Below are 14,566 nucleotides of genomic sequence, written 5' to 3'. Positions count from 1 at the left end.
TTTTTTATGGTCATTCATGTCCTTGGGCTTCTTGGGCCAAAGCAGCCAGAGGTTGCCAAGGATAAGGGCGAGGGCTCCCAGGGCTATCCACCAGCCGGCGCTCATGGTCGTCCTACCCGCTGCACGTAGCGCGCCAAGAGAGCGCCGAGGCGCGGCAGTATGGCTTCTAGGCCTGCAACTTGGCCACCTGTGAGGGCGACGGCCAGCTTGTCCTCGGTGAGCCTTTCCAGGAGCGGCACTGCCTCGATATGGCTCAGATGCCAGGGCTCGACGGCGACGCCGTCGCGGTCGATGTCATAGGGCAGGAAGAAGCCTTGGCTGCCGGCGTTTTCAGCAAGCCACAGGGCCAGGCGGTGTTGGGGGCCGCCTGGGCCGTACTCCTGTGGGCTCAGGGCCAGGGGCTGCTCTCCCTGGGCCTCTTGGCAATAGACATCGAGGTCCGTACCCCAATGGTGGCGGCTGGCGCCAGGCAGGGCCGAGAAGCGCAGTATGGCCTCCAGCTTCTGCTCTTCACTCATCTGCTCCAGATCCAGGGGCCGGCCTACGTCGTTATGAACGGGGCGCAGGCCCTGCCACTTGCCGTTGAAGATGGCTGCCTGGCGGCCAAAGTCCCTGAAACCGGAGGCGATGGCCAGGGCAAAGCCGTCTTTCGCCGCCGCGCGCTGCAAGGCGGCAAAGGCCTGGGTCGTGGGTGCGGCCAAGAGCTTGCCACCCAGCTCCACCAGGTGGCCTTGATAGCGGCCGGTGAGGACGGCGTCAGGCCAGGAGGTGCTCGAGGAGGCGTTCATAGATGAGTGCCAGCTGGTCCAACTCGTCCACCTTGGTGCACTCGTTGACCTTGTGGATGGTGGCGTTGACGGGCCCCAGCTCCACCACCTGGGCGCCGGTGGGGGCGATGAAGCGGCCATCCGAGGTGCCGCCGGAGGTCTCGAGGCGGGTGGCGCGGCCAGTGACTTCCTCTATGGCCAGCTGCACGGCGCCAAGCAGGGGGCCTGATTCGGTGAGGAAGGGCTCGCCGTTCAGCTTCCAACCCAGCTCATAGTCCAGGCCATGGGCGTCGAGGATGCCGATGACCCTGGCCTTGAGGCTGTCGCTGCTGGATTCGGTGGAGAAGCGGAAGTTGAACTTGGCCTCCAACTCCCCCGGCACCACGTTTTCGGCGCCGGTGCCGCTGTTGAGGTTGGAGATCTGGAAGCTGGTGGGGGGGAAGAAGGCGTTGCCCTGGTCCCACTCGATATTGGCCAGCTCGGCCAGGGCCGGGGCGGCCAGGTGCACCGGGTTCTTGGCCAGATGCGGATAGGCCACATGGCCCTGGACGCCTTTGACGGTAAGGTAGCCGGACAGGCTGCCGCGACGGCCGTTCTTCACCACGTCGCCGACGCTGTTGGTGGAGGATGGCTCGCCGACGATGCACCAGCTGATCTTCTCGTTCCTGGCTTCCAGGGTGTCCACCACCCGCACCGTGCCGTTGATGAAGGGGCCTTCCTCGTCGGAGGTGATGAGGTAGGCGATGGAGCCCTTGTGGTCGGGGTGCTTGGCCACGAAGCGCTCAGTGGCCACCACCATGGCCGCCAGGCTGCCTTTCATGTCGGCGGCGCCGCGGCCGTGCAGGTAACCGTCCATCACCACCGGCTCGAAGGGCGGGGTATGCCACTGCTCCAGGGGGCCCGTGGGCACCACGTCGGTGTGGCCGGCGAAGCAGAACAAGGGGCCTTCGGTGCCGCGCCTGGCCCAGAGGTTGGTGGTGTCCTCGAAGATCATGGGCTCAAGGTTGAAGCCGGCGGCGGCCAGGCGCTCACCCATCAGCTGCTGGCAGCCTTCATCTTCCGGTGTCACCGAGGGGCGGCTGATGAGATCAGCCGCCAGTTGCAGGACGTCGCTCATGCTTTCACCCCGAACAGGGCAGCGTAGTCTTCGGCCTTGAAGCCCAGGGACAGGGTCTCACCCCTGGCCAGCAGGGGACGCTTGATGAGGGCAGGGTGCTCGAGCATCAAGGCCACGGCCTTGTCCTGATCGAGGTCGGCCTTGTCGCCTTCAGGCAGTTGGCGGAAGGTGGTGCCGCGCTTGTTGAGCAGGGTCTCCCAGCCCAGGGTCTCGGCCCAGCCGGTCAGCTTGTCGCGGCTCAGGCCGTCGACGCGGTAGTCATGGAATTGGTAGGGGATGGCGTTGCCTTCCAGCCACTTGCGGGCTTTCTTGATGGTGTCGCAGTTCTTGATGCCGTAGAGAATGGTCATTGCGCTTTTGGGTCCGCTGTTACCTTGGTGGCATGGTAACAGCAGCGGCCCTTCAGCGGTACAGGGTGAGGATGATGTCTTCCCCGGCTTTGACCTTGCCGGTTTTCTTACGGATGTGCTTGAAGTCGTCCATGTTGGACACCACCACTGGGGTCAGGGTGGAGCGGGCCCGGCCTTCAAGGAACTTGAGGTCGCATTCCAATATGGGGTCGCCCTTGCTGACCTGCTGGCCTTCGCTGGCGACGCGCAGGAAGCCTTCGCCCTTGAGTTCCACTGTGTCGATGCCGATGTGGACGAACAACTCGACGCCGTCTTCGGACTCGATGGAGAAGGCGTGGTTGGTCTCGAAGATCTTGCCGATGGTGCCGTTGACCGGCGCCACCACCAGATGGGAACTGGGCTTGATGGCGATGCCGTCACCGACGATCTTCTCGGCAAAGACCACATCCGGTACCGACTCTATGTCCACCAGCTCGCCGCTGACGGGGGCATAGATGTCGATGCCGTCCCCTTGGGGGCCGTCGCCGAGAAGTTGTTTGAGCTTGTCCAGAAGGCCCATGGCTGCCTGCGATGTCAGTTTTTTTTCAAGCTTATCATGCTTTTTGCAAAAGGGCGCTGAGTTCGGCTGTGGTCCGAGCCGCCAGCAGTTCGCCCTTGTCCGGCAGGGCCATCTGGTTGAGCAGGCGCTGGCGGATGGCCGGCAGGGCCGTGCCCTGCATGGACAGGTCGGAGAGGCCCAGGGCCAGCCACAGCGGCAGGTAGAAGGGGTTGGCGGCCAGCTCACCACAGAGGGTGACTGGCAGGCTGCGGGGCTGGGCGGCGGCTACCACGGCCGCCATCAGCCGTACCAGGGCTGGGGAGACGGCGTTGAGCCGGTCCGCCACCTTGGGGTTCTCCCTGTCCACGGCCAGGGTGTACTGGGCCAGGTCGTTGGAGCCCACCGAGAAAAAGTCCACTTCTTCTGCCAGCACGTCGGCCAGCAAGGCCGCCGAAGGGGTCTCCACCATGGTGCCGAGCGGCGGCACCGGCAGCGCCATCTCATCGGCCAGCTCTTTCAGCCGCGCCTTGACCGCCAGCACCTCGTCCAGCTCCGAGACCATGGGGATCATGATCCGCAGCGGGTACTGGCGCGACACTTCCAGCAGGGCTTTGAGTTGGGTGTCGAGCAGCTCTGGGCTGTCCAGCAGCACCCTGATGCCGTGCCAACCGAGGGCCGGATTGGGCTCGCTGCCCTTGTTGAGCCAGGGTAGGGGCTTGTCGCCGCCGGCATCCAGCAGCCGGAAGGTGACCAGGGCCGGGCTGCATTCCCGGGCTATGTGCAGGTAGATCTGGGTCTGGCGCTCCAGGGTTGGGGCCTGCTGGCGGGTGGGGAACAGCAGTTCGGTGCGGCAGAGGCCGACGGCGCCGGCGCCGGTGCGGGGCATCTGCCTGGCTTCCACCAGGGTGGAGATGTTCACCGCCAACCCTATGGGGGAGGCGGCGGGAATGACCTCGGCGTCCCCCAGCTGGGCGTCCTGGCGGTGGGTGGGAAAATCCGGCAAGGGCTCACCGTGGAAGAGCCAGCCGTTGTCGCCGTCTATGGCCACCCAGTCGCCGTCGCTGACCTTGTCCAGCACCTCGCAGCCAGCCAGGGCCGGTATGCCGAAGGCGCGGGCCAATATGGCGGCATGGGAGTGGCGGCCGCCCTTGCGGGTGACTATGCCCAGCAGCTTGTCGTTGTCCAGCAGGGTCAGCTGGGCCGGGTAGAGTTCGTCGGCCAGCAGTATGACGGGCTCGTCCAGCAGTATGTGGTCAGGGGGCATGCGCCCCTGCAACAGGTGCACCAGGCGCCCTGCCAGTTCGCGTAGATCCGCGGCCCGTTCGGCCAGGTAGTCGTTGCCGATGTTGATGAGGGTCCGGGCCTGCTGGTTCAGCACCTGATAGACGGCGGCCTCGGCGCGGGCGCGCTTGTCGAAGATCTGGGCCCGCACTTCGTCGACGAGTTCGGGATCCGTGACCAAGAGGTGCAGACCCATGAAGAGGGCGGCGATGTCGTCACCGAGCTTTTCCTGGGCCTGCTGGTGCAGGGCTTCGAGCTGCTTTTCCGCCAGGCTCAAGGCTTCCTGGAAGCGCTGCCATTCACCGTCACGCTCACCGGCCTTGCAGGGGGTGAAATCCAGGCGCAGATCCTGGCCGGGCAGGGTCAGGGCAGGGCCCTTGATGCGGCCGGCGCTGACACAGATCCCCTTAATGCTGGCCGTCATTGAATTGCTCCAGCCATTGGCGAAGTTCCTGGAGGGCGGCCTGGGCGTCGTTGCCCTTGGCGCAGACCTCTATGGTGGCACCGCTCACCAACGGCAGTTTCTGCAGGGCGAAGAGGCTCTTGGCATTGGCCTCGAGGCCGGCGCAGCGGACCAGGACGTCGGCGTCGAAACGGCGCGCCAGGGCCACGAAAAGGGCCGCAGGGCGCGTATGGAGGCCGTAGGGGGCCAGGATCTCTATGCAACAGCTTTCCATCTGTACCTGACTGCAGGGGAAACCCCCGCAGATTACCATTAAGGCTTTTGGCCGCCAACTGCACGCAAAAGCGGGCCACTTCGGCGGTGTTCCCTGCCCAAATTCCAGGCAATAAAAAAGGGGCCCTTGGCCCCCTTTCGATGCGATGCGCTTAGAAGCGGTAGTTGGCCTGGAGGCCGACGATGTTGGCGGTGCCGTCGCCGGTACCGTCAAACTGGCCGGTCAGGGAAGGGGCACCGTTCTCGATGAACTCGCCTTCGTGGACAGTGACGCTGTTGATGCTGAGGTAAGCCCACCCGAAGTCCACGTCGAAGTTGTCGTTGAACTTGTAGCTCAGACCCAGGCTGTACCAGGTACGGCTGTTGTCGGGGATACGCAGGGTACGGTTCTGGGTATCGGTGGGACTTTCGTCGTATTTGATACCGGCGCGCAACGTCAGATCGGAGGTCATCTGGTAGGTCAGGCCCAGGGCATAGGCCCAGGTGTCGTTCCAGTTTTCCGGCTGGTTGAGCAGCATGGCGCCGCGCTGGCTATTGGCCACCAGCTTGTCGAAGTTGGACCAGCCCAGGTGGAATACTGATGCCTGGAGGGAGAGGCCGTTGGGCAGCTTCTGATCCAGGGCCAGTTGCCAGATGTCCGGCGTGGTCAGGTTGACGGTGTCGTTGAAGCTGGCGGGCAGGCTGGCCAGGAACTTAGCGGTCTGGTTATTGGGATCCTGCTGGAGCAGGGCACTGCCCAGGCTCGGCAGTATGCCGGTGTTGACGTGGCCGTCCAGCTTGAAGTCGATCTTGGAGCGGTAGCTCAGGCCGATGGTGGTGTCCGGGCTGAAGTTGTAGGTCAGACCCAGGTTCCAGCCGTAGCCATAGTCGTTACCTGTCATCTCGGTAATTTTCTTACCGGCGAAGGGGGCGAACTGGCTGTTCTGGATGTTGGCCGGCATGCTGGAGTTGATGGTGGCATCGGCGTAGGCGATGTCGAAACCGATACCGATGGACAGGCTGTCGTCCACCTTGTAGGCCAGGCTGGGGTTCAGGGTCGCGATCTTGAGATCGGTCTTGTCGGCCAGGGGCGCTGTCATGGCCTCGGCGCTGTAGTCGGTCTTGAGGCCGTAGTCGGAGAAGCCGCCGATGCCGAAGGTCCACTGCTCATTGATCGGCATCACGAAATACATGGCGGGCACGAAGGCGTTGGGGGCCACGTCGTGCTCTTTGGAATAGATGGGGGTGCCGCCGGTGGTGAAGTAGTTGGTGCTGGTGCCTTCGACGTTGATGTCGGGCATGATGTAGGCACCCAGCACTGTCAGGGTCGGCTTGGTGAGCTTGGTCATGAGCGCCGGGTTGGCGGAGACGACGGAGGCATCCTCTGCTATGGCGGCGTCACCGGCGTTGGAGCGACCCAGGCCCTTGGCGGAATGTTCTGTAACCTGGAAGCCGGCTGCCATGGCGCCAGAGCAGATACTGAAGATAGCGCTGGCAAGAAGTGATTTTTTCAGGAGCTGCATAATATTTTTTCTCTCTCTTATGGACGTCCTTGATGAAAGTCCGCTCAGCGGACCTGTTGCGATACTATCAAAAGTTCCAGAAATACTCATAAAAATCCAGTGTTTCCGACCAGATTTTTGCGATGGGCGATAAATGAGAGAGGGTGGCTTCCTGCCTGGCCTTTAAAAAGGAAGCGGGGCCTTGGCCCCGCTGCTCAGGTCGACCAGCGCAGGCTGGCCTTGAGTTTGTTTTCCATGTCCTGCAGGGGTTCGCCTTTCTCGCCGATGATGATCAACTGGTGGCTGCCCAACTGCTCGGCCATGCCGTCGAACTTGCCGTCGCCAAAGTAGGCTTTTTCCTTCTCCCCCGCCTTGGCCTTGGCGTCGACGAAAAAGACGGTCACCCGGCCCTTTTCCCCGGCCATCACCGAGTGCAGGCTGGACACCCCTTCGAAGTCGCAGAAGTTGACGTAATAGATGTGGCCCACCGACTGTTCCAGCTTGCCGCCGTAACTGGCCAGTTTGCTGTTGAAACTGGCCAGGGTGGCATGTTCGTCCACGGCCCCTGTCATGGTGGGGTACTCGTGGTAGACATGGGCCAGGGCATTCTGGCTGAAGCCGAGCTGGTTGCGGTCCAGGGTGAAAAAGCTCAGGAAGGAACCGGCCAGGAAGGCGAATGAGGCGGCCAGCCCCAACTGCCAGCGGCTGCGCCGGCGCTGGCGCTGCTCGAAGTCCTTGAGGGTCTGGCTGAGGATGATGCGGTTGGCGAGGTTGCCGGGGCTAGGCACCTTGAGGGCGGCCTGCAACTCGGCGTCCTGCTGGCGCACTTCGGCCAGCAGGCGGCTGTTGGCGTCGTTGCCTTTGGCGGCCTGCAACAGTTCCGGATCCTGGGGGTCTGCCAGGAGGCGGCGCCTAAATTCCAGTTCGTTCATTCTGTTGCCCTCTTGGTACTGCCGGCAGGGGTAAGCATGTCCCGCAACTGGTTGCGGGCCCGGAACAGCCTGGTCATGACGGTGTTGGTATTGAGCTCCAGCAGCCCGGCTATCTCTTCTCCCGAGTAGCCGAACAACACTTGCAGCACCAGGGGTTCGCGGTATTCCACCGACAGCTGAGCCATGCAGCGCCTGAGCTCAAGCCGGCTCAACTCGCCGTCGGCGTCCAGGCTGTGCTCGTCCATCAGTTGGCCTTCGTCATAGTCGGCCATGTCGAAGCGCTTGCGCTCGAAACGCCTGGCGTTTTCCCGCCTCAAGATAGTGATAAGCCAGGAACGGGAGGATTTCTCGTCCTTGAGGTCGTCCAGGTATTTCCAGGCGCGCAGGAAGGTCTCCTGCACCAGATCCTCGGTCACGGCCACATCGCCGGTGAGCCAGAGGCCGTACCGGTAGAGGTCGGTGGACAGGGCCCCCACCAGGGCCTCGAAACGTCGTTGTCTAGTGTTCATGGCTTTATCGACCGGTAAGGGGGCTATTCCCTTTCGCCCCAACTTGTTTTTTTTCAGGCCTAGAGGCGAAAAGCGGCGTAGAGGCCAGAGCCTGGGGGCGGCGGCTCCGGCGCCTTGGCGTGCTGCAAGGCCTGCCAGAGGGCGTCACCCTGCCAGGACTGGCCGCTGGGCGCGAAGCGGCTGGCTTGCAGCTCGGTTATGGCCTGGGACAGGGCTGGGGACTGGAGGTGCTGGGCCAGCTCCTCCAGGGAATGAACGCCGTACTTGTCGCCGGCCCAGGCCAGCAGGGCCTGGCCGGCCTTGGCCGGATCCTTGGACAACACGGCCTGGCGCAGCCGCAGCCAGCCCGGGCTTTCCTGCTCAGGGTTCTCTTTGATCTTGGTCTTGCCGAGGCGGGATTTTAGCCAGAAGGCGAGGCTGGCCAGCCAGCCCAGGGCCAGGGTGGCGCTCAGCCAGGGCCAGAAGCCTGCTGTGGTCTCGACCTTGGCCGGCGGCGGCTGGACTTGTGACTGGCTGGCGGCCCCCGGGGCTATGGTGAGGGTCCGGGCGGGCAGGGTGGCCACCCGGTATTTCTTGGCCAGGGTGTCGAACCAGGTCACGTCCACTTCCGGCAAGGTGAAGCTGCCGGCCTTGGTGGGTACCAGGGCGGCGGCGGAGAGTTGCTGGGCCATCATCCAGCCGTCGTTGATGTAGCTCTTGCGGTCCTTCTGGTCGGGGTAGACCTTGAGGCGGTCCGGTACCGGCATCTCCAGGGGCGGCAGGTTGGTGGCCTGGGTGCCGGTGGCGGTCAGCACCAGGGTGCGGGTGATGGGCTGGCCCACTTTCCAGTCCTTGGGATCCTGGCTCCAGCGCTCTTCGAGGGTGAGATCCCGGGCCGGTAGCCAGGGTTTGCTCGGATCCGGCACCGGCAGCACGGTGAAAGTCTGGGGCTGGCCCACCTTGCCCACCTCCCGGTTTTGGTAGAAGCCGCGGCTATCCTGAGTGGCAATCACGCCTGTAAACATCGGCGGTTCTATGACCTGGGTGCCTGTGTCCTTGGGGAAGAAGGCGTAGCTGCGCTCGAAGCTGTGGTAGCGGCGGCCCTGGCGGACCTGGCTGGATTCCTTGTCGTCCCCCAGGCGCTTGATGTCGGCCTTGTCCAGCTTGGGATCGGAGATCTGCCCGGAGTTGAGAGCCTGGCCCACCAGCAAGGTCACCTGGTAGTTGAGCTGGGCGCCGGGGTAGACCTGGGTGTCGGAGAGCTGGGTGTCGAGGATGAGATCCTGGGCCTTGGTGCTGGCGCCTTCGGCCACCACTTCCAGCTTGATGGGAGCCGTCATCAGGTCGTCCACCTTGAGAGCCGGCACAGTGTAATGGCCCGGTTTGGTGGCGATCAGGCTGATGTCCCAGCGGGTCTCGCGGCTGACGTTGAAGTTGTTGATCTGGGTGGAGCGGCTGGTGCTGATGTTGCCCACCATGAAGTCTTTTTGCAGCGGCGAGGTATCGAGGGCGTCGGCGGCCATGTCGTCATTGACCACCACCTCCAGGGTCACGGCTTCGCCTGCCGGCACCGGGTTGCGGTTCAGGGTGGCTTCCACCTTGGTGGCCGCCAGCAGCGGCATTGGCAGCCCTATGGCCAGCCAGGCGGCCGCCAGCAGCAAAAGGGGGCGCTTTACCATTGTTGTTCTTCCTTCCCTTTCTTGGCCCGCGCTTCATAGGCGCGGCGCATTTTCTGTTGCAAGAGGTAACCCGGATCGTCGTTGACGGCGTCCAGCAGCTTGTCGGCGTTGAGCATGGGACCATTGGCCTGGTCGCCGTCACCCTTGCCGAGACGCCCTTGTTGGCGGCTGGCCTTGTCCTTGCCTTTATCGTCGGCCCCCTGGGGCTTAGGGACCTGGTCCTGGCCGTCCTTCTGCTGGCCCTGTTTCTTCTGCTCGGGCTTCTGGCCGGCGTCCTGGTTGCCCTTCTCGCCGCCCTTGGGCTCTTTGGGCTTCTGGGCATTGTCGCCCTTGTCCTGGGGGTTGCCCTGGTCGTTGTCCTGCTGCTTGCCAGGATCTTCGCTCTTGTCGCCGTCCTTCTTGTCCCCGGAGCGGCCCTTGTCCTTGTCCTGCTGCTCTTTGCCCTTGTCCTTCTGCTTGTCCTTGCCCTTATCCTTGCCTTTCTGATCCTGGGGCTTTTGCTGCTGCTTCTGCTTTTCCAGGAGGTCGCGGTTGAAGCGGGCGTCTTCAAAGTCGGGCTTGAGCTTGAGGGCCTCGTCGTAGGCCTTTATCGCCGGGTCCAGTTGGCCGGCCTTGGCCAGGGCGTTGCCCTGATTGTAGCGGGCCAGGGGGCCTTGTTCCTTGGCCCAGAGCTGGGCGGCCTGCTCGAACTTGCCGTCGCGGTAGAGGGCGGCGGCTTGCCAGTTGGCGTCCTTGAAGCCCTTGGCGGCCTTGCCGTAGGCCTTGTCCTGGTATTGCTGGTAGGCGACCTGGTTCTGGTTTTTGAAGAGGCCGTCCAGCACCGCCGCCTGGCTGGGGTGGGGCAGGACCAGCATCAAAGGCAGCACCAGCAGGCCGCGCCTGAAGGCCAGCAGCGCCAGGGGCAGCAGCAGCCACAGCAGGTAGCGGCCGCCGTCCTTGGGCAATGTCATCACCTCGTCACTCTTACGCTTGCCGTCGTCGGGGCGGGTGAGCAGGGCGTCGAGGTCGCCGTCGTCGAGGCCCGCCTTGGCACAGAGGCCGTTGACGGCGCCGCAGGTCAGGTTGAGGTCGGTCTGGGGGATGATCACCTGGCCCTTGCCGTCCTTGAGCAGCTCACCCGAGAGGGTGCGGATGGGGGCGCCCTGCTCGGTGCCGAACACCAGGGCCGAGAGGGTGAAGGGGCCCAGATCCAAGTCGCGGATGGCGCTGGCCTCTTTGTCCGACAGGCCGTCGGTGAAGAGCAGTATGTCGCCGCGGCGGTAGCCGGCCTGCTTCAAGAGGGCCAAGGCCTTGGCGACGGCCAGATCCGCCCTGGAGCCCTGGGCCGGCATGATCTCCGGCGACAAGGCCTGGAGCAGGTGCTCCAGGGTGCCCCCGTCCCGGGTCAGGGGCGCTATGGTAAAGGGCTGGGCGGCATAGGCGATGAGGCCCGTTTCCCCTTCCTTGATGCGGCGCACCAGATCGATGGCCTTGTACTTGGCCTGGGTCTGGCGGTCCGGCGCCAGGTCAGTGGCGTGCATGGACAGGGACATGTCCATCAGCAGCACCCGCCCGCCCTTGAGCTGGTAGAGCGGGTACTCGTCCTTGTTCCAACTGGGGCCGGCCATGGCCAGGGTGGCCAGCAGCCAGGCGCCGGCCAAGACCAGCAGCGGCCAGCGGTTATGTACCCCTTCGCTGCCGGTGAGCAGGTGTTTGGCGAGATGGGGGGGCAGCAGCTTTTGCCAGCCGGTGCCGGCCGGGCGGCGTTGCCAGCACCACCAGAGCAGCACGGCCAGGGGAATAAGGGCCAGCAGCCAATAGGGTCTGAGTAGGATCATCGGGTCCTCCACAGCGCCACGGCGGCGCTCAACAGCAACAGCAGCCCCAGGGGCCAGAAGAAGATGTCCTTGCGGGGCCTCAAGGTCTGCTGGTTGTCGGCCAGGGGCTCGAGATTGTTGAGCTCGCCGTAGATGGCCTCCAGGCTCTTGGCGTCCCGGGCCCGGAAATACTTGCCGCCGGTCTCCTCGGCCAGGCGGGTCAGGAAGGCCTCGTCCGGCGGATCTTCATTGGGTGCTTTCCTATTGCCCCATATAGTCCGCTTGATCTGGTAATCGGAGCCGAAGCCGATGGTGTAGAAGGTCACGCCCTTCTCCTTGGCGGCGGCGAGGGCATCAAGAGGGTCTATACCGCCTGCGGTGTTGTGGCCGTCGGTGAGCAGTATCGCCACCTTCTTCTTACCCTTGCGCCCGGCCAGTTGCTTGGTGGCCAGGGCCACCGCCTCGCCGATGGCGGTGCGGGTGCCCACCAGGCCCTGCTGCGCCTCTTCCATCAGGGTGGCGATGGTCCTGAGGTCATAGCTCAGGGGAGCCTGCACATAGGCGTGATCGGCAAAGAGGATGAGGCCGAGGCGGTCGCCCTTGCGTTTCTTGATGAAGTCCAGCAGCACCCCTTTGGCGGCGCTCAAACGGTCGGTGATGTGGCCGTCGTACTCCATGTCGGTTTCCTGCATGGAGCCGGAAAGGTCCAGCACCAGCGTCATCTCCCGGCGGCTGTCGGGCAGGCTGACCGGTGCGCCGACCCAGACGGGGCGGGCCAGGGCCGCCAGCAGCAGCAGCCAGCCCACCCATTTCAGCCAGGCCGGCAACAGGCGGCGGCTCACCCCCTGGGTCTCGGCATCGGCCTGGGCCAGGATGGCCATGGGCACCTTGAGGCGGGTCAGGCTGGGCTGGGGATGGGCCGGCAGCAGGGCCCACAGCAGCGGCAGCGGCAGCAACAGCAGCACCCAGAGGGCTTCAAACTCAAGCATCCTTGCCCTCCTGTTTGGCTATCCAGTCGTGGCTGAAGGCCTTGAGATCCCGGAACAGCTCGTAGCGGATGGGAAAGCTCTTGGCGTAAGGGCCTGCTTCCAGCAGCTCGATGAGGTGCTTGTCGACGGGGCCCGGGGCCTTGTCTTTGAGGAAGGCCAGCCAGGCCTTGCCTGAAAGGGGGGCCACAAAGGCGGTGCCGTGGTAGTAGCAGGCCGCTTCTTTGAGCAGTTGGTTGAGGGCGGCCAGGAAATCGTCGCCGTTGCCCAGCTCCTGGAGGCGTGCCTGGAGGCGGTCGGCGGCGCTTTGGTGCTCGCGGCGCCACCACCAGAAGAGGGCGCTGGCGATACCGGCCAGCAGCAGGGCCAGCAGCAGCCACCAACCCAGGGCCCAGGGCCAGGCTGAGGGGGGCAGGGGTTCGTGGATGTCTTTGAGTTTGTCTAGCATGGCTGCACCCTGTCCAATTGGAACTCCAGGGACTGCTGGGCGCCGACGGCGCAAAAGCGGATGTCCAGGGACTTGAGGGTCTGGCGTATGGCTTGGATCTGGGTCAGGCGGCTGCGCTGGTAGGCGGTGCGAAAGCGGTTCGAGCCTATGGGCAGCAGGCCTTTCTGGCCCGGACCCTGTACCGGCAACGTCAGGGGCAAGCGGCTCTGGGGTACCGTCAGTTCCAGCGGATCCGTGACCATGAAGACGGTGACGTCGGCGTGCTTGTGCAGCCGGCTCAGCAGCCACTGGCTCTCGCTGTCCCAGCCTTGCAGGTCGGTGACTAGCCAGATCTGGCTGCCGGGAGAGGCCAATTTCAGGCTGCGCCTGAGCAGCTCGTTCATCAGGCCGGGAGCCTGGTGGTGCAGATCGGGAGCCTGGCCCTGCACTTCGATAAGGCCGTGCAGCAGGGCGAGGGCCCCTTGCTGGCGGCCCTTGGGCTTGATCTCCCTGTGGCCAAGGCCGTTGCCGATAAGGGCGCCGATGCGATCGCCCCGCTCGGCCACATGCCAGGCCAGGAGCGACGCCAGATGACCGGCTTGCACCGCTTTGAGCAGCAGCTTGGAGCCGAACTGCATGGTGGGGCCGAGATCGACGATGAGCTGCACCGGCCTTTCCCGCTCTTCGCGGAACATCTTGGTGTGGGGCTTGCCGGTACGGGCCGTGACCCGCCAGTCGATGGTGCGGATATCGTCCCCCACCTGGTACTGGCGCACCTCGTCGAAGTCCATGCCGCGGCCACGGGCCCTGGCCAGGTGCTGGCCGGCCTGGTGGGCGCGGGAGGCCGTTTTCGGGGTGAGCTGGACCTGGCCTGCCAGGCGCCGGTAGGGCACCAGCTCCTCCAGGCACAGGGTGACGCCGTCGGCGCCACTGGGCAGGGCCGCACTCATGGGCAGGGAACGCGGGAGAGGATACGATCCAGTACCTGGTCCATGGTGATGCCGCCGGCCTCGGCCTGGTAAGAGAGCAGCAGGCGGTGGCGCAGCACGTTGGGCAGCAGGGCCTGGACGTCGTCCGGGGTCACGAAATCCCGGCCCGCCAGCCAGGCGCGGGCGCGGGCGCAGCGTTCCAGGGCGGCGGTGGCACGGGGGCTGGCGCCGTAGGCCAGCCAGCCGGCCAGCTCTTCATCCACCTGGGCGGGCTGGCGGGTGGCCATGACCAGGGCCACCATGTACTGCTCGACGGCGTCGGCCAGGTGCAGGCTGAAGATCTCGCGCCGGGCGGCAAAGATCTCTTCCTGGCTCAAGGGTTCTACCGGTACCGGCTTGTCTTCGATGGCTTCCTGGCGGTTGAGGCGCAGTATGGCCATCTCGGTCTGGGCGTCGGGGTAGTCGACCTTGACGTGCATCAGGAAGCGGTCCAGCTGGGCTTCCGGCAGCGGGTAGGTGCCTTCCTGCTCCAAGGGGTTCTGGGTCGCCATGACCAGGAACAGCTTGGGCAGGGGGTAGGTCGTCTTGCCGACGGTGATCTGGCGCTCGGCCATGGCTTCCAGCAGGGCCGACTGCACCTTGGCCGGGGCGCGGTTGATCTCGTCCGCCAGCAGCAGGTTGTGGAAGAGAGGACCGTTCTGGAAGGAGAACTCGCCGGTCTCTGGCCTATAGATGTCGGTGCCGGTGAGGTCGGCCGGCAACAGGTCAGGGGTGAACTGGACACGGTGGAAGTCCGCTTCCAGCCCCTGGGCCACCGCCTTGATGGCACGGGTCTTGGCCAGGCCCGGCGGGCCTTCCACCAGCAGGTGGCCGTCGGCGAGCAGGGCGATGAGGAGGTTCTGGGTAAGCTGGCTCTGGCCTACCACTTGCTTGTCAAGATGGCTCTTGAGGCGGGTAAATGCGGCGCGTGTCATTGATTTAATGATTATTCTGGAGTGTTGACCTGTTGTAACGGAAAACGCCTTTGAGGTCCATATCCACTCCACGGGGAGGCGTTTCCATTTTGCCGGGGACTGGTTACAATCGGCCTTTACAGGTCAGACCTCTGATGGGTCGAGA

15 protein-coding genes are annotated in these 14,566 nt (G+C 64.5%); all 15 read right to left on the bottom strand.

What is annotated here, in order from left to right; all coding sequences use genetic code 11:
* Positions 1 to 101: 101 nt before the first annotated feature.
* The 15 genes from PVT67_RS10855 to PVT67_RS10785 all read right to left on the bottom strand — a co-directional run bounded on the left by PVT67_RS10855 (position 102) and on the right by PVT67_RS10785 (position 14,421).
* Entirely contained in the window at positions 102 to 788 is a 687-nt protein-coding gene (locus PVT67_RS10855) for a M15 family metallopeptidase (RefSeq protein ID WP_301493619.1), read from the bottom strand.
* A complete protein-coding gene (gene dapE / locus PVT67_RS10850) occupies positions 757 to 1,884 on the bottom strand; it encodes a succinyl-diaminopimelate desuccinylase (RefSeq protein ID WP_301493617.1) in 1,128 nt (375 codons plus the stop codon). Before dapE ends, PVT67_RS10855 begins: the two co-directional genes overlap by 32 nt.
* Positions 1,881 to 2,234, bottom strand: a complete 354-nt coding sequence (locus PVT67_RS10845; protein WP_301493615.1) for an ArsC family reductase — start codon at positions 2,232 to 2,234, stop codon at positions 1,881 to 1,883. The genes dapE and PVT67_RS10845 overlap by 4 nt, the downstream gene beginning before the upstream one ends.
* Positions 2,235 to 2,286: 52 nt before the next feature.
* Positions 2,287 to 2,793: a PTS glucose transporter subunit IIA gene (gene crr, locus PVT67_RS10840; RefSeq protein ID WP_301493614.1), complete on the bottom strand. Its 507-nt coding sequence runs from the start codon at positions 2,791 to 2,793 to the stop codon at positions 2,287 to 2,289.
* Positions 2,794 to 2,827: 34 nt separating this feature from the next.
* A complete protein-coding gene (gene ptsP, locus PVT67_RS10835; RefSeq protein ID WP_301493612.1) occupies positions 2,828 to 4,477 on the bottom strand; it encodes a phosphoenolpyruvate--protein phosphotransferase in 1,650 nt (549 codons plus the stop codon).
* Entirely contained in the window at positions 4,461 to 4,730 is a 270-nt protein-coding gene (locus PVT67_RS10830) for an HPr family phosphocarrier protein (protein WP_301493610.1), read from the bottom strand. Before PVT67_RS10830 ends, ptsP begins: the two co-directional genes overlap by 17 nt.
* A 151-nt stretch (positions 4,731 to 4,881) precedes the next feature.
* The gene (locus PVT67_RS10825; RefSeq protein ID WP_301493608.1) at positions 4,882 to 6,231 is read right to left on the bottom strand and encodes an OmpP1/FadL family transporter; all 1,350 of its coding nucleotides are present in this window, start codon (positions 6,229 to 6,231) and stop codon (positions 4,882 to 4,884) included.
* Positions 6,232 to 6,425: 194 nt separating this feature from the next.
* A complete protein-coding gene (locus tag PVT67_RS10820) occupies positions 6,426 to 7,142 on the bottom strand; it encodes a DUF3379 family protein (protein ID WP_301493606.1) in 717 nt (238 codons plus the stop codon).
* Positions 7,139 to 7,693 (bottom strand): sigma-70 family RNA polymerase sigma factor, encoded by a 555-nt coding sequence (locus PVT67_RS10815; protein WP_336407728.1) that lies wholly within the window; start codon positions 7,691 to 7,693, stop codon positions 7,139 to 7,141. The genes PVT67_RS10820 and PVT67_RS10815 overlap by 4 nt, the downstream gene beginning before the upstream one ends.
* 17 nt (positions 7,694 to 7,710) lie before the next feature.
* Positions 7,711 to 9,309: a BatD family protein gene (locus PVT67_RS10810; RefSeq protein WP_301493604.1), complete on the bottom strand. Its 1,599-nt coding sequence runs from the start codon at positions 9,307 to 9,309 to the stop codon at positions 7,711 to 7,713.
* On the bottom strand, positions 9,303 to 11,126 hold the full coding sequence (locus PVT67_RS10805; RefSeq protein ID WP_301493601.1) for a VWA domain-containing protein: 1,824 nt from the start codon (positions 11,124 to 11,126) through the stop codon (positions 9,303 to 9,305). Before PVT67_RS10805 ends, PVT67_RS10810 begins: the two co-directional genes overlap by 7 nt.
* Positions 11,123 to 12,094, bottom strand: coding sequence for a VWA domain-containing protein (locus tag PVT67_RS10800; protein ID WP_301493599.1), 972 nt, complete (start codon positions 12,092 to 12,094; stop codon positions 11,123 to 11,125). The genes PVT67_RS10805 and PVT67_RS10800 overlap by 4 nt, the downstream gene beginning before the upstream one ends.
* On the bottom strand, positions 12,087 to 12,539 hold the full coding sequence (locus PVT67_RS10795; RefSeq protein ID WP_301493597.1) for a DUF4381 domain-containing protein: 453 nt from the start codon (positions 12,537 to 12,539) through the stop codon (positions 12,087 to 12,089). The genes PVT67_RS10800 and PVT67_RS10795 overlap by 8 nt, the downstream gene beginning before the upstream one ends.
* A complete protein-coding gene (locus PVT67_RS10790) occupies positions 12,533 to 13,468 on the bottom strand; it encodes a DUF58 domain-containing protein (protein WP_301493595.1) in 936 nt (311 codons plus the stop codon). The genes PVT67_RS10795 and PVT67_RS10790 overlap by 7 nt, the downstream gene beginning before the upstream one ends.
* Positions 13,465 to 14,421, bottom strand: a complete 957-nt coding sequence (locus tag PVT67_RS10785; RefSeq protein WP_301493592.1) for an AAA family ATPase — start codon at positions 14,419 to 14,421, stop codon at positions 13,465 to 13,467. Before PVT67_RS10785 ends, PVT67_RS10790 begins: the two co-directional genes overlap by 4 nt.
* Between the last annotated feature and the right edge of the window lie 145 nt (positions 14,422 to 14,566).

The organism is Gallaecimonas kandeliae (assembly GCF_030450055.1).
Classification (GTDB): Bacteria; Pseudomonadota; Gammaproteobacteria; order Enterobacterales; family Gallaecimonadaceae; genus Gallaecimonas; species Gallaecimonas kandeliae.
The sequence above is the reverse complement of the archived record's forward strand: the minus strand, read 5'-3'. Positions and strand labels throughout refer to the sequence as shown.

What these genes read in the sequence shown, in the direction of transcription:
- PVT67_RS10855 (WP_301493619.1), bottom strand. Translation starts at nt 788, where the DNA reads ATGAACGCCTCCTCGAGCACCTCCTGGCCTGACGCCGTCCTCACCGGC.
- dapE (WP_301493617.1), bottom strand. Translation starts at nt 1,884, where the DNA reads ATGAGCGACGTCCTGCAACTGGCGGCTGATCTCATCAGCCGCCCCTCG.
- PVT67_RS10845 (WP_301493615.1), bottom strand. Translation starts at nt 2,234, where the DNA reads ATGACCATTCTCTACGGCATCAAGAACTGCGACACCATCAAGAAAGCC.
- crr (WP_301493614.1), bottom strand. Translation starts at nt 2,793, where the DNA reads ATGGGCCTTCTGGACAAGCTCAAACAACTTCTCGGCGACGGCCCCCAA.
- ptsP (WP_301493612.1), bottom strand. Translation starts at nt 4,477, where the DNA reads ATGACGGCCAGCATTAAGGGGATCTGTGTCAGCGCCGGCCGCATCAAG.
- PVT67_RS10830 (WP_301493610.1), bottom strand. Translation starts at nt 4,730, where the DNA reads ATGGAAAGCTGTTGCATAGAGATCCTGGCCCCCTACGGCCTCCATACG.
- PVT67_RS10825 (WP_301493608.1), bottom strand. Translation starts at nt 6,231, where the DNA reads ATGCAGCTCCTGAAAAAATCACTTCTTGCCAGCGCTATCTTCAGTATC.
- PVT67_RS10820 (WP_301493606.1), bottom strand. Translation starts at nt 7,142, where the DNA reads ATGAACGAACTGGAATTTAGGCGCCGCCTCCTGGCAGACCCCCAGGAT.
- PVT67_RS10810 (WP_301493604.1), bottom strand. Translation starts at nt 9,309, where the DNA reads ATGGTAAAGCGCCCCCTTTTGCTGCTGGCGGCCGCCTGGCTGGCCATA.
- PVT67_RS10805 (WP_301493601.1), bottom strand. Translation starts at nt 11,126, where the DNA reads ATGATCCTACTCAGACCCTATTGGCTGCTGGCCCTTATTCCCCTGGCC.
- PVT67_RS10800 (WP_301493599.1), bottom strand. Translation starts at nt 12,094, where the DNA reads ATGCTTGAGTTTGAAGCCCTCTGGGTGCTGCTGTTGCTGCCGCTGCCG.
- PVT67_RS10795 (WP_301493597.1), bottom strand. Translation starts at nt 12,539, where the DNA reads ATGCTAGACAAACTCAAAGACATCCACGAACCCCTGCCCCCCTCAGCC.
- PVT67_RS10790 (WP_301493595.1), bottom strand. Translation starts at nt 13,468, where the DNA reads ATGAGTGCGGCCCTGCCCAGTGGCGCCGACGGCGTCACCCTGTGCCTG.
- PVT67_RS10785 (WP_301493592.1), bottom strand. Translation starts at nt 14,421, where the DNA reads ATGACACGCGCCGCATTTACCCGCCTCAAGAGCCATCTTGACAAGCAA.